15 protein-coding genes are annotated in these 19,755 nt (G+C 37.9%); 5 read left to right on the top strand and 10 right to left on the bottom strand.

The window, feature by feature from the left end; genetic code table 11:
* Nucleotides 1-81: 81 nt before the first annotated feature.
* Both cruG and FJR38_RS02180 read right to left on the bottom strand, forming a co-directional pair.
* Nucleotides 82-1,245: a 2'-O-glycosyltransferase CruG gene (gene cruG, locus FJR38_RS02185; RefSeq protein WP_168535148.1), complete on the bottom strand. Its 1,164-nt coding sequence runs from the start codon at nucleotides 1,243-1,245 to the stop codon at nucleotides 82-84.
* Between the two features lie 120 nt (nucleotides 1,246-1,365).
* A complete protein-coding gene (locus FJR38_RS02180; RefSeq protein ID WP_168535146.1) occupies nucleotides 1,366-2,727 on the bottom strand; it encodes an NB-ARC domain-containing protein in 1,362 nt (453 codons plus the stop codon).
* 812 nt (nucleotides 2,728-3,539) lie between these two features.
* On the opposite strand from FJR38_RS02180, the gene FJR38_RS02175 reads away from it, so the two are divergent.
* The 3 genes from FJR38_RS02175 (at nucleotide 3,540) to FJR38_RS02165 (ending at nucleotide 10,123) form a co-directional block, all read left to right on the top strand.
* A complete protein-coding gene (locus FJR38_RS02175) occupies nucleotides 3,540-5,393 on the top strand; it encodes a dynamin family protein (RefSeq protein ID WP_168535144.1) in 1,854 nt (617 codons plus the stop codon).
* 54 nt (nucleotides 5,394-5,447) lie between these two features.
* Complete coding sequence (locus FJR38_RS02170; protein ID WP_168535142.1) at nucleotides 5,448-7,460, top strand: dynamin family protein; 2,013 nt, start codon at nucleotides 5,448-5,450, stop codon at nucleotides 7,458-7,460.
* Between the two features lie 131 nt (nucleotides 7,461-7,591).
* On the top strand, nucleotides 7,592-10,123 hold the full coding sequence (locus tag FJR38_RS02165) for a dynamin family protein (protein ID WP_168535140.1): 2,532 nt from the start codon (nucleotides 7,592-7,594) through the stop codon (nucleotides 10,121-10,123).
* Nucleotides 10,124-10,540: 417 nt separating this feature from the next.
* On the opposite strand, the gene FJR38_RS02160 is transcribed toward FJR38_RS02165, so the two are convergent.
* The 3 genes from FJR38_RS02160 to cruF all read right to left on the bottom strand — a co-directional run bounded on the left by FJR38_RS02160 (nucleotide 10,541) and on the right by cruF (nucleotide 12,616).
* Entirely contained in the window at nucleotides 10,541-11,023 is a 483-nt protein-coding gene (locus FJR38_RS02160; protein WP_168535138.1) for a DUF3368 domain-containing protein, read from the bottom strand.
* Nucleotides 11,024-11,053: 30 nt separating this feature from the next.
* Nucleotides 11,054-11,314, bottom strand: a complete 261-nt coding sequence (locus tag FJR38_RS02155) for a UPF0175 family protein (RefSeq protein WP_254449317.1) — start codon at nucleotides 11,312-11,314, stop codon at nucleotides 11,054-11,056.
* Nucleotides 11,315-11,707: 393 nt separating this feature from the next.
* The gene (cruF, locus tag FJR38_RS02150) at nucleotides 11,708-12,616 is read right to left on the bottom strand and encodes a gamma-carotene 1'-hydroxylase CruF (RefSeq protein ID WP_168535136.1); all 909 of its coding nucleotides are present in this window, start codon (nucleotides 12,614-12,616) and stop codon (nucleotides 11,708-11,710) included.
* A 271-nt stretch (nucleotides 12,617-12,887) separates the two neighbouring features.
* Between cruF and FJR38_RS02145 the strand changes: the two genes are divergently transcribed.
* A complete protein-coding gene (locus FJR38_RS02145) occupies nucleotides 12,888-13,313 on the top strand; it encodes a hypothetical protein (protein WP_168535134.1) in 426 nt (141 codons plus the stop codon).
* Between the two features lie 149 nt (nucleotides 13,314-13,462).
* On the opposite strand, the gene rpmA is transcribed toward FJR38_RS02145, so the two are convergent.
* Nucleotides 13,463-13,747, bottom strand: a complete 285-nt coding sequence (rpmA, locus tag FJR38_RS02140; RefSeq protein WP_168535132.1) for a 50S ribosomal protein L27 — start codon at nucleotides 13,745-13,747, stop codon at nucleotides 13,463-13,465.
* A 147-nt stretch (nucleotides 13,748-13,894) separates the two neighbouring features.
* A complete protein-coding gene (gene rplU, locus FJR38_RS02135) occupies nucleotides 13,895-14,314 on the bottom strand; it encodes a 50S ribosomal protein L21 (protein ID WP_168535130.1) in 420 nt (139 codons plus the stop codon).
* 402 nt (nucleotides 14,315-14,716) lie between these two features.
* Between rplU and FJR38_RS02130 the strand changes: the two genes are divergently transcribed.
* Entirely contained in the window at nucleotides 14,717-15,808 is a 1,092-nt protein-coding gene (locus FJR38_RS02130; protein ID WP_168535128.1) for a DNA polymerase beta superfamily protein, read from the top strand.
* A gap of 182 nt (nucleotides 15,809-15,990) precedes the next feature.
* On the opposite strand, the gene ychF is transcribed toward FJR38_RS02130, so the two are convergent.
* The 3 genes from ychF to FJR38_RS02115 form a co-directional block, all read right to left on the bottom strand.
* Nucleotides 15,991-17,082: a redox-regulated ATPase YchF gene (ychF, locus tag FJR38_RS02125; protein WP_168535126.1), complete on the bottom strand. Its 1,092-nt coding sequence runs from the start codon at nucleotides 17,080-17,082 to the stop codon at nucleotides 15,991-15,993.
* Between the two features lie 37 nt (nucleotides 17,083-17,119).
* Nucleotides 17,120-17,359 carry a hypothetical protein gene (locus FJR38_RS02120; protein ID WP_168535124.1) on the bottom strand — a complete coding sequence of 80 codons (240 nt, stop codon included), beginning with the start codon at nucleotides 17,357-17,359 and terminating at the stop codon, nucleotides 17,120-17,122.
* Nucleotides 17,360-17,446: 87 nt separating this feature from the next.
* Nucleotides 17,447-19,755, bottom strand: a 2,309-nt coding sequence (locus FJR38_RS02115) for an MFS transporter (protein ID WP_254449316.1), incomplete at its 5' end; no start/stop codon positions are given.

The raw sequence follows: 19,755 nt of genomic DNA, 5'->3' as shown, positions 1-19,755 counted from the left end.
CTTCTTCCTTCTTCCTTCTTCCTTCTTCCTTCTTCCTTCTTCCCTGTCACCTGTCACCTGTCACCTGTCACCTTCTCCCTCTTAATATTTCCGTCCACGCCATTCTTTGGGAGTGCGGAGTGCAGATAAAAAGATGCGTAGCACGGCTAAAGGATCTGCTAAGGGAGAAAGCCAGAATAGCCAGCCACCTGTGGCATCTTTGCGATCATAGGATGGAGCGATCGCGAGTAATAAAGCAAAGCGAATCACCACCAAAAATATATTCAATCCCAATAACAGTAGCGCCGGTAGTGCTAGAACGACCGAGGGAAGCAACAAATAACCAAGTAAAATCAATAGGGGTAAACCCTGAACGGAAGACAATAACCATAAATCCCCCCACACCTGAGCGCGGGAAGTTGCATCTTTTAAATCGAGGCTGCGTCCCCATTCCTTCCAGGTTTCCAGCGCCCCTTCATACATCCTCACCTTTAGCACATTAGCCCCATCCAAAAAGCCCACCTTAAAGCCCGCAGAGGCAATATTTCGCGCCAAAGTCACATCATCACAAAAAGAACCCTTGGCGCTACTATAACCATTCACAGCTTGTAATACAGACCGACGGCACAAAAAGCACTGGCCATTGGCCATCACCCGTTCTGCTTGTTCAGTATAAATACCCGTAGGATCAAATCTATACAGTAACGTCATTAACAAAGCCGGTTGTAACCAGCATTCTCCCGGATACTTGAGAATAAACTGTGGTGATAAAGATACTAAATCATAACCTTGGGCGATCGCAGTTTTCACCAAACTCGCCACCAAACCCGGATGGGGTTGAATATCCGCATCCATTCCCAAAAACCACTCACTCCCCTCAGAAGTGAATAAAAAGCCATTATGCAACGCCCAAGGACGACCAACCCAGCCAGAAGGTAAGGGGTCATCTGTCATCACCCGAAAGCGGGGGTCTGTTACTGCTGCGGTTTTCACCAAGTCGGGAGTACCATCTTGTGATTTACTATCCACAACAATAATTTCCCGAACTTCGTAACTTTGGCGACTCAAACCAGCCAACAGTGGACTAATCCGCAATGCCTCATTTAATGTCGGTACAACCACACTCACACTTCCCAAAAGTTCCGGTGTGGGTTGTTGTGGTTGCAGGGCTGGATAACGTCTTGGACCTTTGAGCAACCGGGAAAGCAAAATCGCCGTTGCAGGTACTTGGATCAGTAGCAATAGGAGCGGAATAATATTTAACAATTTTAACCCTGACTTTTTTGTATAAACTAGCTAGTTTAAATCTTCTCGCAATTTATGTAAATTAACTTAAATTATTAAATATTTCCGACAAAGAATGTAGAGACATTTCATTGAACGTTTCTACAAGGATTCAGAACTGGTGACATATTCCATCAGATCATTTTTCACGGTGAATCCGTTATAGTTGCATTCAATCAGCGATCGCCATTGTAGACTATCTATACTTCCCAACAGCTTTTGTGAAGTAACAGGAGGCATGATGGCGTTTAGTAATTCTGGCATAAATATGGGTTTGCGGTGAATCGCTAAGGAATAGATCACGGTTTTATCTAAATTTGATAAGCGTTGAAATTGTTGATCTAACAAATTGTAAATACCGCCAAAGATGGTGACACCGTGGGCTAAAAAAATATCAATTTTGCCAGAAAATAGAAAATGAATAGTGGCAGCAACAATTTTCAGTATCAGCGGATTTCCGGCATAGTGATGATGTAAAGTTTGCCATTCTGCTTGAGTTTCGTTAATCCCTTCTGACTGTAAAATCTTGAGTCCGTCTTCAGGAAGCAGCCCTTTCAGGATAAATGATTTTACCGAATTGGCTTTTTTCTCTAGTAAAATAAATGCGATCGGTGGTTCTCGACTGGTGATAATTAAACAACTTTTGTGGGTAGACTCCCCGATTCTGCGAATTAGTTGTCCATAGCCTTCAAACCCTTCTCGATAAGATCCCCCTTGTTCTCCCGATTGCAGAATAGATTCTAGATTATCCAAAACCAGTAAGCAACGAGTTTGATGGAGATACTGCATTAACTTTGATATTAATTGATCTGGAGATTTTGGTAAATCAACGGCTTGCTGGTGTGAGAGGATGTGAATTAGCTCAGTTAAGGTTTCTTCTACAGTTGGTGCATGACGAAGCGATCGCCAGATGACATACTTAAATTCTGATGATGACGAGCCTGTGCTTTTGATAAAATCTGCCATTAACTTGGCTATGAGACTGGTTTTGCCCATACCACCCATTCCTAAGACCATGATTAATTGACAGCGATTGACCTGAATCCACTGCTTCAACGTTGCTAATTCTGCGGTGCGTCCATAGAAAACGGAGACATGGGGGGCTAAACCATAATCCCCATAGGGATGAATTAGAAGCTGTAGAGGTTGGATAGGAAATTGTGTTGAGTGTCTTTCTGGTTTGACTAATGAGACGGGAAGAGGTGATTGATAATCATCAGACTCTAGTACCAGATTGAATGCTTTGAAACATTGAACTAGAGACTTTTTATCAACTCTTACGTTGCATTGAAAAATTTTGGATAAGGTATGAGAGTCTAAGCGAGTCTGTTCATAGAGATTGTCTAGGGTAAATCGCTTGCCGTCATTTTCAGCATATTCCTTTGTTTGTATTGCGTTTTTAAGTTTATCTAAACCTTGATGGGTGAGGATTGACCCACGTTTACGTTTTTTTGGTAGATCCATGAGTATAAAATATAAATTTTTTTAAGCAAGACAAAATAGGGCAAGAGGATTAGCTCTAACCGCTGGAAAAATGACTAATTTCCGGAAAAACGGGATTAATCTGACAAGAGTATAAGGATACAACTAAGAGATTGAACAGAGTATAGCGATTGCTTGATGTGTTTATTAATACAGCATTTTGCAAAAAAGGGAAGTTTTAACAATTTGAAATAATTCTGCGGTCTAATTTGCTTACAGTCTCAACGCTTGAAAGGTTTGTGGTAGAGGGGTGTGAGCGATCGTTTGTCAGGGTTCTTAAGTTCCGTTGCTTAAGTTGGCAAACTTCCATTGCTTGAAAGGGATTATATAGAGTTTATTTGTTAATGACAGCCTAATCAATCTACTAGTGTAACATTCACGCACTCTATGTATGAATCAGAAAAGAAACTGAATGCAGTAAATAGGGTTTGCTGAAAAATTTATCTGTGAGGGCTAGGAGTTCAGAAGTATCGCTGTGCTATCAGGAGTTCAGGAGAATTTAGAAGAAGTTAGCAGTAGTATCAAGTCTGGAAAAGTGGTCGGTTTTTGATGCCCTCATCCTTTTTTCCTTGCACTTTATTCATATTTTATCTGCCTGTATCCCTTGATTGATCTAGGTTTTACATTTATTCAGCATCCCCTATATACTGATTTTGCGTTCAGGATGAGATCGGCCTACTTGAAAATCTAGTCCTAGTTAAATTTAGCTTTATGTGCGTGCCATCGCCATTAAGGACTTAATTAAACTATAAAATAACAAAACAGATCACTATCCAGATTGAGGATATATTTTTATGATTGATAATACTTTTTCAAATTCTATTGATGAATGGTTTGGTTATAATAATATCTCTAAGCCTATAGAACCCTCAAATGCAACCCAACAGAATTTCCAATTACCTTCATCTTCCGAAAATATCCATGACTTAACTGAGCAAATTCGTTCTTGGCTTGATAAAAGTTTGGTCTTATCAAAATCTTCTAATTGTGAATACATTACGTCTGAGTTGGAAGCATTAGACTTACGGTGGGAATTACCCGGTTGTCGTATAGCTTTTGTTGGTGAATTCAGTCGTGGTAAAAGTTCTTTGATAAACCGCTTGTTAAATCAAGATATTCTACCGATTGGCGGTCTTCCAACTACAGCTACCTTGATCTCGATTGTAGCAGGGGCAGAAGACTCTATGAAAGTTCGTTATCCCAAAAAAGAATGGGAGTCTCGTCCAATGGAAGAACAATCTTGGAGAGACCTGACAGCTATTGACCAAAATGGTAATGAGCAAGATGTGATAGCCCAAGTATATTTAACTTTGGATCATACCTGGTTAAAAGTACTTGATGCTGAGTTAATTGACACACCTGGAGTAGAAGACCTAAATGAGCGCCGTGCTGCTTTTACACTCCACCTACTAAGTCAGTGTGATGCAGTTGTTCTACTTGTCAGCGCAACAATTCCTTTTAGCAAAACAGAAGTGACCTTTTTACAACAACAGATAATGGGTCGTCATATTCCCAATATTCTGGTTGCTGTTTCCAAATTTGACACCATTTCTCTTGAGGAACGATCTGATATTTTAGAGGGAATTTGCCACCGAATAGGAAAAATTTCAACAGCAACAGCAATCTCTGTTTTACCCCTCCATTCAATCAGTGATAAAATCTCAGATTCTGAAGCGTTTGAAACAGTAAAATCTCAGATTGAGTCAATGCTAGCAAAGGATGATCGCAGAATATGGCGTAGCCACAAAATAGCAGGTCAATTAACAAATTATCTTTCACATCTGATAGAAGTTGGTGAATTAGCAATCTCTACAGTTCAGATGGACGCATCTGAGCGAGAAAAAGCTTTGAATAAAGCAAATGGAGAAATCCAAAATGCCCGACTCAACTGGGAAAAAATTCGCCTCAATTTGGATCAAAGACGCTTGGATAAGACCCAAATGTTACATCAAAAAGTATTTCAAGTAAAAGCAGAGTTATTAGAAACTATTTCTTTGGAACTTAAAAAAGCGCAAGACCCCAAAACTTGGTGGGAATTTGATTTACCTTCTCTTCTAAGATGTGAGCTTTTCAGCCTGAGCCGAAAATTAGAAAACGATGTATTAAAAGCTCTGGCTATAGATTTTGAATGGCTTCAAGCAGAGGTATCTCATCTATTCTCTACCAACATAACTGGGAAAGAAATTTCTTCTTTGGAAGCACTGGAAATAGATCCAGATTTACGACAGGTTGCGGTTAATGATATCCAAAAATATCGGCTTCTAACGCTACTTGGAAGCAGTGCTGCCAGTATCTTTAGCTATATTTTTGTTGGACCGGTTGGAGTAGCCGTGAGTTCAACAGCATGGGTTATAGGTGATCGAATGGTAAAAGTAAAGTTGGAGGAGCAAAGACAGTTAATAACGCAAGAGCTAGAACGCAGTGTAGACAAGACTATTGATGAATATTATAAACGTCTAGCAGATCGTTTTAAACAGCTATACAACCAGTTAATTGAGGAAATTACAAAAGAACAGACTGCTTGGCAAGCTTCCTACGAAGCTGCCCTAAGAGTAAATACAAGTGAGTTAGATGAGGCTCATTGGTTGTCTATTATCTCTCAAGCTTCTGCCTTGAAAGAAGACATTTTGCGAGCGATAGCCCAATAAATTAGCGTCAGCACTTGTCCATCAAAAACATAAATAACGTATACGGAGGTTCATATGGTTCAGGCTAACAATTACCAACAGTATGAAGCATTTAAAAAGAAGCAAGCTACACTTTTGATTTTAATTAAACGTCTGTCGAATGTAATATCTTCATTAAATATGAGCAACTTTGAAAAATCACTTAAGGAACTAGAGAGTCTTGTTCTTTCAGATAGTTTCAAAGTATTAGTTTTGGGGGAGTTTAAGCGGGGTAAAAGCACTTTTATCAATGCTCTGCTGGAAGATGAAGTTTTACCAGCATACGCTAGACCTTGTACTGCAATTATTAATGAAGTGAAATGGGGTGAATCTAAACGGGCTTTATTGCATCTTACAAAAAATGGAAATGAAAATACCCTTAAGCCAAAAACTCAAGAAATTGATGTGAATAAGATTGAAGATTATGTCGTGATTACAGAGGACGTGAGTGAGATTCATGGCAACCATTACGATAAGGTTGAATTGTTCTGGCCTTTGGAACTCTGTCGTAATGGGGTGGAAATTATTGATTCTCCTGGTCTAAACGAGCATGATATACGCCAAAAAATTACAATAGACTATTTATCTACTGTTGATGCAGTGTTATTTGTTTTTTCCTGTGAAGCACTGGTTTCCAAGTCTGAAATGGAAGTAATTGATAATATACTGCGCCCAGCAGGACATAATGAGATGTTCTTTATTTGCAACCGCTTTAACATGATTAAAGATAGGGAAAAAGAAAATATTAAGAGTTATGGAATATCTAAACTTAAGGATAAAACAAAACCGTGGGAAAAACGTATATTTTTTATTAGCGCGTTAGATGCTTTGGAAGGACGAATTGAAAAAGATGAGCCGCGAGTTGCCAACTCTGGGATAGTAGAGGTAGAACGTGAACTAGAAAATTTTCTAGCTTCTGACAAAGGGCGAATTAAAATTCTCCGACCTTCTCAAGAACTTAAAAGAGTAATTCAGGCTGCAAGGAATGTTATACCTGAACGAGAGTCTATGTTCAGAACTAATTTGAAAACTCTGGAAGCGCGATATCAAGCTGCTCAGGAACCTCTAAACCGTCTTCAAACGGAAAGAGAACTCATAGTGCTGCGTATCTCTAACTTTCTTCAGCAGCTACAGCAGAATATTAGTCATGAGGGAGATAAGTTCTATAAAAGTATGTCTGATAAGGTTGATGAGTGGAACAACACTCTTAAGCCAAAAACGGTAGTTAACTTTCTTTCATGGGAAGGTAGTAAACCTCAGATTGAAAGATTAATTAAGGAGGTGAGTGACCATTTTTCTAACCAAATGGAGAGTGAGTTACAAGTCTGGCAAAGCAAAGTACTAGAACCATTAATCAGTAATTATTTAGAACGCTTTCTCGAAGAGTTGGGTAATAGTACAAAACAATTTTTGGACCAAGTAGATACTCTAAGACTTGAAATTGCAGGTAAAGAGATTTTATTAGTACATGATATCAAGACAACAAAAGTCAGTGCCATTGAGCGTATTTTAGCAGCCGCAGGAGGATTGTTAATAGGGGGAGTCTTAGGAAATCTTGGATTAGCCGGTATGGGTGCTGTTTTTGGTTATCAAGAGATGGCAAAGGCTATTATTCCCCAATTATTGTTGAGTGTGGCGGCAATAGTTCTTCTAAGTACAAATCCTTGGGCAATATTTCCACTTATGGCAACTAGCGGAGCGGTTCACGGATTTTTTACCATGAGGTCTACAAATAAAAAAATTCAAGAGGAAATAGGGAAGAGATATGCAAATAAAATTCGGGACACATCTGAAAAACAGGGTAAAGATATAGCTGAGACTGTAATACAAAAGCTAAGTGAGAATCTGAAGTTGATAGATAAGGGGCTTGGACAAGAGATTGAAAATGTTCGGGAGCAAGTCAATTCAATCCTTAGGGAAAAGCAAAAAGGGCAAGATAACGTTGATGAAAAAATTAATGAATTACAATCTCTTCTCAAAGACTTAAATGATATTGATCATGAATTAAGTAGTCTAATCATAGAGTTGGCCCTACCAGAATCTCATTAAAAGTTGCACCCCAATTTGAGTAGTATACTGTTAATAGACTCCATCTGTTATTACTACTCAAATTCATCAACCAACGTGTTAAAAGTTTAGACCTGAATCCTTACATCAAAACTAATACTTAGGATAATTTTATGCCTATCCAACCTTTTAATAAAGAAATAGCTCTCTGTCTTGCTTATGCTTCTAAATATACTTATGGGTTAAACACTCCTATACCTGAAGCAGTTAAAAAAAATATATTTCAATTAACTAAAACATTTGAAGTTGAACCATTTTTTTATAGTCACGGGGATCTATCAGGCTTTGTAGGATATTTTCAATATGAAAATAATGAATATATAGTCATAGCATTCCGAGGTTCAGAAGCTCCGGGAGATTGGGCTACAAATTTTCAGTTTGCACAGATAGAAGATTTTAATAGTCAAGGAATGATTCATTCTGGTTTTGCTAATATAATTGACAAACATTATATCGATATAAAAAATATAATTGAAAGAAAACTAAATAAAAACCAGAAATTATTACTAACTGGACACAGCCTTGGTGGGGCATTAGCTATTTTAGCGGCTACTAGATTTTCTCCATTTATTGAGGTTGAAGCCGTCTATACCTATGGATCACCTCGTGTTGGTGATCAAGTATTTGTGCAGTCATACAAACCAACTCATTATCGTGTTGAATATGGCAATGATATAGTACCACACTTGCCAATTAGTCGTGGCATAACTAGCCTAGTTCTCAATGATACTCCAATACCCATTGAATATCAACATACTGGCATTCTAAATTATCTAGTAAAAGGTCAAAAAAAGATTGAAGATTTGACGGGATGGAATAGACTTAAAAGCGAGATATTTAAGGGAAATTTGGCAAATTATTTAAAACCAGAAAAAATATTAGATAATCACTCTATAGACAGCTATATTAAATATCTGGAAAAATGCTTTTATTCAGATAAATCAACTATAATAATTGATTTAAGAAAGAATGAAAATCAACTTATTAATAATTTCATCCATAAAGCTATAAGTTTGGCTCAATCTGTTTCCTGTACTGATGTTATCACCGAACTAAAAGAACTAAAAGAACGCTGGAATTTACCAGGCTTTCGCTTAGGGTTTGTTGGTGAGTTTAGTCGTGGTAAAAGTACCTTAATCAACCGTATACTAGGTCGAAATCTTCTTCCTGTTGGAGCTATACCTACTACAGGTTGCTTGATTTCAATTGTTGCAGGAACACAAGAAAGTTTAAAAGTTCGTTCCTCTCAAAACGGATGGGAAATCAGGACAATCAAACAATCCTCATGGAGTGATCTCTTAGCTAATCATCAGGTTAGTGACAACCAAAATGTAATAACTGAAGTTTGTTTAACTGTTAATCATTCCTGGCTACAAGCTATTGATGTCGAATTAATTGATACACCAGGAGCAGGAGATTTAAGTAGTCATCGTGCTGCATTACTGTATGATGTGCTGAGTAAGTGTGATGCTGCCATCATTCTTATTAGTGCAACATCACCTTTTAGCATGACAGAAGCAGTTTTTTTGGAACAAGAAGTTTTAGGTCGTCATATTCCTAATGTCTTTGTTGCTGTTTCAAACCTAGATAAAATTCCTCAACAGGAGAAAGGAAGTGTACTTGAGGTTATCAGTAACAGAGTGATGGAAATCTCTACAGCAATTCCCATTCTTCCTCTACATCCACTGGGGTCTAGTGCTTCGGAAAATGACGTACTTAAACAAGTGCGAACTCAGATTGAATCAATGGTGAACAAAGGAGAACGTCGAATTGGGCGCAAAAGAAAAGTATTAAACCAACTGATAGATTATCTCAATCTTTTAATTGAAATTGGTCAATCAGTAATCTCAATTGAGCGTGGTGATGCAATAGATAGGAGAGAAGTTTTAGGCCAAGCAGACCAATACATGAAAAATTCTCAGCTTGCTTGGGAAAATATTTTGCACAATTTCGAGCAAAGGCGTAAACAGCATGAGCAGAAATGGAATCAAAAAATTATCAGTTTTCAAGAAGAGTTAAAGAGAGAATTATCCATAAAATTACATAATTCAAAAGACATAAAAAATTGGTCAGAGTCAGTTATGCCTAAGATTCTTAAACATCGACTTTTATCTTTAAAAAAAGAGCTAGAGAATGATACCTTAATTGTTATTTCCGATAATTTTAAGTGGTTACAAGATGAAGTTAATCAAAAATTTGCAAAACAAATAGCTGCGAAAGATATTAATTTTCCTAACTTGAATAACTTTAAAATAGATACTGATCATTCTCCTATCCTGGCTGGACTAGCTACTGGTGTTGCAATGATGTTTGGAGGCGTTGTAGGGAAAATTATTGAGTTAGTTAGTAATTTAATTATCGGTAGTGCAAGAGATAACCAAAGACAGACTTTAGAACGAAAACTGGATAAAGTAATAGGACAAGTTGTTGATGAATATTGTCAAACCCTTTCAGAACGTCTTAGAGAAATTTATAACCAATTAATACAGGAAACAGAAAAGAACCAGACAGTATGGTGTACAGCGTGGGAAAGCAGTGTGAAAAAAAGTATTAACGAGGGGGATGACATTAAATGGAAAAATTTAATTACTCAGGTATCTGCCTTGAAGCAAGAAATTGAATCCTTTATTAATTCCGGGATGTAATATCCCTCTTCTGTCACTTTCCGAGTTTTCCTATTAATAAAAGGTTTTCAAGCGACGCAATATCAACTGATTGAGGTATTTACCATCAAAATTTTGTGCTTTGCTCATCTTGTATAATTCCTATTACGAAAGAACAGAGCGATCGCATTCCAGGCAAAAGTTACAGAGTTTAGAAATTGTAAGATTTTTCGGAGAGTGACAGAAGAGGGATATTGCCAATGGACTATTTGATTTTAACCAAATTAATCCATTCTTAGAAAATCCAGAATTAGTTATCCAGCGACTCATTTTACCACCAGCATAATTATCGCAATTTCAATATTGAATCATTTTAAATTTCCCAATAGCTATCGCTACCAGAGCGAAATCCGCCTCTGCTGACTTTTGGATTTCAACCTGTGGAATTTATTGATATAGTTATTCCTTGGCTATATCCAAAACTTCTTGATAAAGCTGTTGACTAATACGTTTACCTTGAGCAATCAATTCATCTAGCACTGGTTTGACACTTTCAATCAATCCCTGGTGTTTGGCAATTAACAAAATACCAACAGTACCAGTTACAGGTAAATGTCTGGATTTTGCTACTTTTCGCGCCGCCCATTCATCAATCAAAACTCGATCTGCACCCAATTCTTCAGCTAAAATAATCGCGGCACATTCACCTAAATCTAGATTGGTTTCTGATTGCAAAATAGAGACTTGCTGAGAATTGCGAATTGATAAAACTGTAATCCAGTCTGCTGATTTTACTGCATTGACGGCTGGATGAGTTCCTGTTGTGATTTCATTGTAAACCTCTTGGGGAATGATGACTTTTCCAAAAATATCCCCTAATAAGTTCATTCGTCCTACTTTTGCCAATTCACTAAAGGGGGTGGTGTTAGAAACAACAATCACTTTTGTTATTTCTCCAACATAGCTAGGGTTTCAGCAACTTCTTGTTCTAATTCTTCCTTGGTTTGGGGTGAAAAAAACAGATATTCCATAAACTGCCATTAAATCTATAACTTCTAGACGAGAAATTCCTAACAATCTGGCGGCTAGTCCACTACTAATCTCTCCGTATCTAAGTAAAGTTATAATATAGGCTTCTTTGGCTTTATATTCTGCTTCTTTGCGGCTCGATTCAGAAATATCAGGAATCTGGACACTAAGTTCGATTGTAGTTGATAAGTTATGGGTTGACATATTTGTTTTTTCCTAAATTCTGACTCACTAGGATACTGTAACGTACCATTTAATTTCATCGGGATTGTCCATATTTAAAATTGCTCTCAAGTTGGGATTAATTAACAGTAAATAGCGTGGTTCGCATTTATGGATGGTGATCTGAATTGAGCGATCGCTCATGTTATTTTAAGTTAAAACTAAATATATATAGTATAACGTCCAATAGTATTATGTTCAGAAATCAGGCAATATTCACATAAAGCTTAATTCTGATATCACCCATCTAGCACTGATGATTTTAACTACTATATAAGCATTAACTTTCTTTTTATATGATTGGGAAAGAGGTAATTGAAATAATTTCTTCCCCTCTTTCCTGTTCCCCATTCCCTATTCCCTGTTCCCTCTTCCCTATTTGAAAGCTACTTTCACATTAGCAACAGCAACTTCTTTTGTAGCTGCTTCAATAGGCACAGTTGCAAATGCACTAGAACCTCTAGACCACATTAGTACAGCAGGAGCTACACCCAGCGCCACACCTAGCAATACAGGAATAGAAAACCCAGCAGCCAAACTCATAACTGTAGCAAAACCAAAATTACCTAAATAAACTAGTAAAGGTATATTTAGTTGATAATGGTCTAATTTAACCGGGTTTTTGCTCCATAACAAAGCTGCTACGGTCATAAATAAAGCCCCAGTACCCATCCAACCAACAAAATTTTGGTAAGGCATTCCAAAGAAAGCCCCTGGTTGTTGCCAATACCAGAAGGGAAGGGAAGTTTGACTCATTGCTGGGTCAAGGACAAAATCCCAAGAAGTGAGCAGCAAAGAACCTAAAACAATTGCTCCCAAGTGACGGAACAAGCTGGGTTTTTTATCTACTTCTAAACCCGCACGCGCCAACACATAAGAAACTAATCCTACATAAAACCATGACAGGGGAATTGTAAAAGGTACTAAACCAGAAATTTTATACCCCAGTCCACTCAAATAGCTGTAGTGACCAAAGGGAAAACCTGTGCTAGTTCCTAATAATTCACTAGTAAGAGAAATTGATAAAGATGGTATTAAAAATCCTAAAGCGCGCGCCAAACCTAAAGTTCGGTAAGCATAAAGGAACACTCCCAGCGCCCCTAAAATCATGTATACCACACCGCCACCCGCCATGCTCCACTGCATGACACTCTGACCAACCTCTGATAAGCTGACAATTAATTCAGCATTGGGAATAACAATTAATATTCCTACCAGTCCAAATACCATAGAAACGATATGGCCAATTAGGCATACGCGCTCGACGATAACAAGTTGTCTCATGATCAATCCTTAATGATATGCCACGTGGCTACTCAACTGCTAATAGTTTACAAAGATTTATGAACATATTTAACTAAATGTTGATCTTTATTCGCTAAAAATTAGGAATTAAAGATGAAATTAAACATTTAGAAACTTTATGGGTTCTGTAAAACTGTGAAATAATGAATGCACCTGATACTGGAAACACCAGTATATAGCGGTTTGTGAGGCACAGAACTTTTACATTTATCAAACCCCTAAAGCCTGTATTACTTCTAAATCCTGCTATATGTCAATTTTAAAAAAGATCCCTTGGTTTTCCCTCACACTTGTATTATTGAGTTACAGTACATTGGGCTGGGTAATATTTGAAGAAAAAGCCCATTGGTATATCTGGCTGATAACTGTGGTAACTATCCTGCTGTCGTTAATATGTGTTACCAACCCCTGGTTAAAACTCAATCAGTGTTTTAGTATCTTGTTTAAGTCAAACGCTAGGACTTTTGGTGTGACTGTCTTAGCCGCTTTACTATTTTTTCTAATGATTGCCTGGTTTCGAGTATTTCTTGATACTTTACTTATTTTGTGTGCGACTATCTTAGCGAAAATAGACTTTCAATCAGTTGGTTTAAACCCAGCATTAGCTTTTGGATGTACGTTTCTTTGCTCACTGCTAGGTTTAGCATTGGGGGCATTCCTTAATCAGCAGATTTAAAATTAGTCACTGGTCATTAATTTGTTAATACAGCAGATTGTAGATCACTGAGTAGGGGCGAAGCATTCGGGCGATAAATTATCGGTTTTTTCCCAGCTTTATTTTCTGAATGCTTCGCCCTTACATCGAATCCTGCTGTAACTTAATGACTAGCTTGCTACTGCTTCTACTACTTCTACTGCTACTGGATAAACGCTAATTTTCTTCCGGCTTTTACCCTTTCTTTCAAAGGTAACTACACCGTCAACTAGCGCAAACAAGGTATCATCACTACCAATGCCAACATTGTTACCAGGATGAACCTTAGTGCCACGCTGACGGATAAGAATGTTACCCGCACGTACAGTTTGTCCACCATAACGTTTTACACCCAGTCTTTGAGCATTAGAGTCGCGTCCGTTACGCGTACTACCAGTTCCTTTCTTATGAGCCATGATTTCCTCTTTTCTATTTACTCTATTTATTCCAGGTTGCTAGTTATCTAGTTTAAGCTGGTGATTGGTAATTGGTGATTAGGAAGATAAATTTTCATTACTCTTCTTATCTCTTGCTTCTTGCCTAACTAGCAACTTAAACCTTATTTATGATTCCTCAGAGGATTCGTCCGCAGTTTCTTCTACGAAGTCAGCATCAATAACTGGACCTTCAGCACTAGTAGGTGCTTCTTCGTAAGCTAAAACTTCGCCGTTGAGATTGATAGAATTAATCAAAAATCTGGTGATTTCCTGGCGATGTCCCCGTTTTTTGCGGGTTTTCTTTTTAGGTTTCATCTTATACACCAGGACTTTGCGACCTCTAAAATGTCGCATGATTGTCCCTTCGACGGTTGCACCTTCTACTAAAGGTTGTCCAATAGAAACTGCACCTTCGTGGTTTACAAGTAATACTGCGTTGATAGTAACTTTTTCATCTGGTTCGGCATTTAGTAATTCAATGTCGTAAAAGCGGCCTGCTTCTACTTTCATTTGTTTACCGCCAGTTTCAATAATTGCGTAGGTCATTCAATCGTCCTTGAGGTTGCCGTACAGGTAGCTGGTTATAATCTCTTGTAGAGACGCTATTGATAGCTTTTGCCAGCTTTTGCAGTATGTCTACCTGATCCGAGCAGGAATTAGACAGACAATCTAATATATTACCTGACTAGGTGCTAATCAGTCAACCTTTGAGGAAATATAATTTTATTTTCCAGTGATCTCCGAAAAGGTAATTCTTGAGTTTGTAGTTAATGCTGACACAGACAGAATGAAAATTTAACCAATCTGAGTAGCCTGATAAGTCGCTCAGATTTTTTTTATATCCCACTTTAGAATTTTTCATAAATAATTTAAGATGTTTATAGTCCGATAAATCAATAGAGTTCAGAAGATTGTATTGTCCTCTAACTAAATTTTTATTAAATAAATATGAAAAGAATTGAAGTTGAACAAAGAACTATTTTTGTGGGTTTAGCTGGTAGTCATGGTTATGGCTTAAATCGTCCTGAATCAGATTATGATTATCGTGGTGTATTTATTGCGCCCAAACGCTATTACTTGGGATTTGATAGTGTTGAACAAAAAGATTCTGGGTGGGATGAACCAGGGATATTTCCGTTTATAGATGGTAATGAAGATACGGTTATTTATGAATTAAGAAAGGTTCTCCATTTGTTGGCGGGTGCAAATCCCAATGTTTTAGAATTGCTGTGGTTAAATAATTATCCGTTTATAACCAATGTTGGACAACATTTAATTAATCATCGCCGTTTATTTTTGAGTAAAAAGGTAAAACATACTTATTCTGGTTATGCTTTTGCTCAAATCAAGAAAATGGAAACTCACCGTAAATGGTTATTAAATCCACCGACTAAAAAACCCATTCCCTCGGATTTTGATATTACTGATGAAATCCCTTTAAGCAAAGATGAGTTAAATGCTTTTTTGGAATATCTGTATCTTTTAATTAGGGGAAAAATTGAGTTTTTGGAAGAAGCAGAACAGTTATATAAATTGCTGACAGCGGATATTGATTTTAAAGGGGTTTTGAAACAATATACTTTAGCAGATGAAACTTTAGAATATACCCAAAATTTAACTCACGGACGTAAGGATTTTATTCGTCTTTTACAAAAAAGTCAAAGTTATCAAATTGCCTTGAGAGAATGGAAGGCTTATATATCTTGGCAGGAAAATAGAAATCCCGCTAGAGCCGAGATGGAAAAAAAATCAGGTTATGATTTAAAACATGGAATGCACTGTATTAGATTGTTACGCAGTGGGTTAGAAATTTTGCAGCGTGGAGAAGTGATTGTAGATAGAAACTTAGCTGGTGATCTTGATGATTTAAAAGCTATTTTGCGGGGTGATTATAGTTATGAAGAGTTGATGAAAATAGCGAATGATTTGGTTGCTCAAATGGATGTTTTTTATGAGCAATCTAGTTTACCACATCGTCCAGATTTGGAACAAATTAATGATTTGTGTATGGATTTGGTAGAAATGCAAGGTTGGCGTTAAAAATAGCCAAAGTACAGTATTTAAGGATGAACAGGATTACCAGCCCTAACTAGATGACTATAGCGCTTATCGCCCTTGATGCAATACAATCGAGGGCGCAGGCCCTGCGCCCCTACAGAGTTTGCGATTGGCTGAATGTATCTCACAAAGAGTGCGTTATGCTGTAGATAACGCACCTATTCCTATACATTAAACCGGAATAACATTACATCACCTTCTTGGACAATATATTCCTTCCCTTCACTTCTGACTAAGCCTTTTTCTTTTGTTGCATTCATTGAACCATAAGTTACTAAATCGTTATAAGCAACTGTTTCTGCACGAATAAATCCCCGTTCAAAGTCAGAGTGAATGACTCCTGCGGCTTGGGGTGCAGACATTCCGGCGTTAATTGTCCAAGCGCGGGTTTCTTTTGGTCCGCAGGTGAAATATGTACGTAAACCTAAAAGTGTATAAGTTGCCCGAATTAAAGATTTTAAACCGCCTTCTTTGACACCCAAAGATTCCAAGAAATCAGCTTTATCTGCTTCTGGTAATTCTACTAATTCTGCTTCTACTTGTGCGGAAACAATGACAACTTGGGCATTTTCTTGAGCAGCAACTTCTCGGACTTTCTCAACAAAATTATTACCTGTTGCTAAGTCATCTTCAGAAACATTAGCAGCGTAAATGATTGGTTTATTAGTAAGTAATCCTAAACCTTTAATAATTTCGGCTTCTTCGGTACTCAATTCTATTTGACGAACTGATTTACCTTCATTTAAAGCGGCGGCTAATTTTTCCAAAACTGTAATTTCAAACTGGGCATCTTTGCTAGTGCGTGCTAGTTTGCGAGTTCTATCAATGCGTTTTTCAATTTGGAATAAGTCGGATAAACCAAGCTCTAAATTAATGATTTCAATATCCCGCGCTGGGTCAACAGAACCGGCAACGTGAATGATATCATCATTTTCAAAACAACGGACTACATGAACGATCGCATCAACTTCTCGAATGTGAGATAAAAATTGATTACCTAGTCCTTCACCTTGACTTGCACCTTTGACTAAGCCGGCAATATCTACAAATTCAACACGGGCGGGGACAGTTTGCACTGATGTAGCAATTTTCGCCAGAACGTCTAACCGGTCGTCTGGTACGGAAACAATGCCAACATTCGGTTCAATGGTGCAAAATGGGAAATTAGCCGCTTCAGCTTTAGCATTAGCGACTACAGCGTTAAATAAGGTTGATTTTCCGACGTTGGGAAGTCCGACAATTCCGGCTCTTAGCATTTTCGATTTTGAATGTGGTTTCAATTATAAGGATAATTCAAACGGGTTGAGGAATGGTTTGAGGAATGGGTCCTGGTACGGTTTGAGGAATGGGACTGGGTACAGTTTGGGGAATGGGACCTGGTACGGTTTGGGGAATTGGTTCTGGGACTGGTTCTGGTGCGGGTGAGGGAATGGTGGGTTCTGGTGTAGGGTGAGGGTGAGGAGATGGTAGGGGGTACGGTTCAGGAGTGGGAATTTGGGGTTCGGGGATGGAGATAGCAGCGGGATTAATCATGGTAAGTCCAACTTGATGATGTAAAAAATGTGATAGAGACGCTCCATGGAACGTCTCTACATTGAAAAACTATGGTTGAATCTGTTTCTAAATAAAGAGAGTGGGAGTAATGACGGCTAAAACTCCACCTATGGCTGACGCGATGAGGGAGACAAAAGCGGCGTTAAATAGCCACCAAGCAGCGTCCGCAAGGGCTTTTTTACTATCAATTGCTTGCTGTTTGGCTTGTTCTCTCATTGCTTGGAGTCTTCTTTGGGTTTCTTGCTGAATGCGATCCGCTTGACGTAAGACACTATCTCGCGCTCTTTCAATCCGATTAATAATGTGATTAGCTTGCTCTGGGGAGATATCTCGACGAGAACTGAGAAGCGCAACTAGGGTATCACGGTCGAATTGACTTAAGCGATCGCGCAATGCTTCAAATCCTGCTTGCGGGTCGTCAAATATTTTAGCAAAATCGTGTTGGATGCCTTCATAATTGAGTTCAGGACGGTTTAAGGAGTTGAGATAGTCACGAATTCTCCCAAAAATACTATCAACGAGCGATCGCATTCTTTGCTGAATTTGTTCAAATTGTTGAACTATGGAGTCACGCACGGATTCAATTTGGTCAACAATTCTGTTTGCTTCTGCTTCCGAAATATCTTCACGTTGGGAAAGTAAGGCTACCAATGTAGAACGGTCGAATTTAGAAAGACGATCATTTAAAGTCCCCAAACCTGTGCGAGGTGAAGATAGTAACAATTGTAAATCGCGTTTAATTCCATCAGGATTCAATTCTTCTTTGTTGGTGTTGCGGAGATAATTTTCCAAATTTGCTTCAAAATCTACCACTTGTTTAGTCGTGCGTTTGGCTAAACGTTGGGGTGCTTTAATAATATTAGCGATCGCTTGTTGAACAGAATCAATTATTTGATTAACTTGTTCTTCACTTAAATCTTTCCGTGTAGCCAGCAGTTTCACTAATGTTTCCCGATCAAAATGGGACAAGCGATCGCGTAATGCAACAGCACCTTTTTTGGGGTCATCTAACAACTTCTGCAAATCTCGCTGAATACCTTCTGGGTTCAGTTCTTCCAAGTTAGTATTTCGCAAATATTCAGCTATAGCTGTTGTTGTTTGTTCATATTGCTCTTGTGCTTTTTCCGTAACTTTTCGCGGTGCTTGAAGAACATTATTGCGGACTTTCTCTAAAGAATCTAGAGTTTGGTTAATTTCTTCTTCACTTAAATCTTGACGTTGATTTAATAATTGAACTAAAGTATCTCTATCGAATTGCGATAAGCGAAAACGCAAAATATTTATTCCGGCTTGTGGATCTTCTAAAAGCACTTGGAAATCACGCTTAATGGCATCAGGATTGAGTTCTTCTTTATGAGTATTTCGCAAATAATCCTCTACCCTTTGACGCAACTCATTAGCTTGGTTTCTAGATTGTTCTTGCAATTCTCTAGCTTGATCAATAATATTATCGCGAGTGCTTTCGAGTTGACCAATAATATTATTAACTTCCTCTTCGCTGAGATTATGACGTTCTTGAAGTAATGGAAAGAAGGTATCCCGATTAAATTTACTCAACCGCTCTTGTAACTCTTCAAAACTAGCGTCTGAGTCTTCCAGGATAGCTCTAAAATTGCGTTCAATCGCTTCTGGAGTCAATTCTTCTGTTTTAGCATTCCGTAAATAATCCTCTATTTGACTGCGAAGCCGTTGTGATTTCTCTTGTTTTTCTGCCTGTTGAACAATTGGTAAAACTTCTTGACGAATATTTTCTAATTGTTCAGAAATTTCTCTTCTCCTATCTTCGCTAAAATCTCCTCGTTGTTGGAGTAAATTACGAAAATAATTTTGATTTATTTCTTCTAAATTATGACGGACTTGACTGGGGTTAGCATTAGGGTCATAAATTACTTCTCGAAATTCCTCTTGAATTGTGAGGCGATTAAAATGCCAAGGGAAAGAATTGAGAATATAATCTTCTACATCTGCCTTGATTGTATTCTCAGGTTGTGTAGAGAATATTCCTCCTAATTGATTACCTATTTTACTCGCTTGTTCAGTTGTTTGGTTAGCAACCTGTTTGACTTGCTCAATAATTTTATTAACATCAACATCTTGAACTTGACTACCGATTTTTTTCAATTCAGTGGTGATTTCTTGAACATTAATATCAGAAATATTAGCTCTTTCTAATATTGCTGTTCCTGCTGCACCTAAACCATATTGAACAGCTTGATTGAGGAAACCATTTCTTTGTTTGCCATTTCCATTACCAACAGTTATTAGTTGTTGCAGCCTTTCACCTAGTTTTTCTGATTTTAATTCTTCTGGACTAGCAGACTTCAATAAATCAATTACTTTTCTGTTGTACTTTGTCGGTTTAATAACTTGCTTCC

The organism is Anabaena sp. UHCC 0253, from assembly GCF_009712085.1.
In the GTDB taxonomy this organism is placed as follows: domain Bacteria; phylum Cyanobacteriota; class Cyanobacteriia; order Cyanobacteriales; family Nostocaceae; genus Dolichospermum.
Note: the sequence above shows the minus strand (reverse complement) of the source record. Positions and strands in the feature narration are given on the sequence as shown.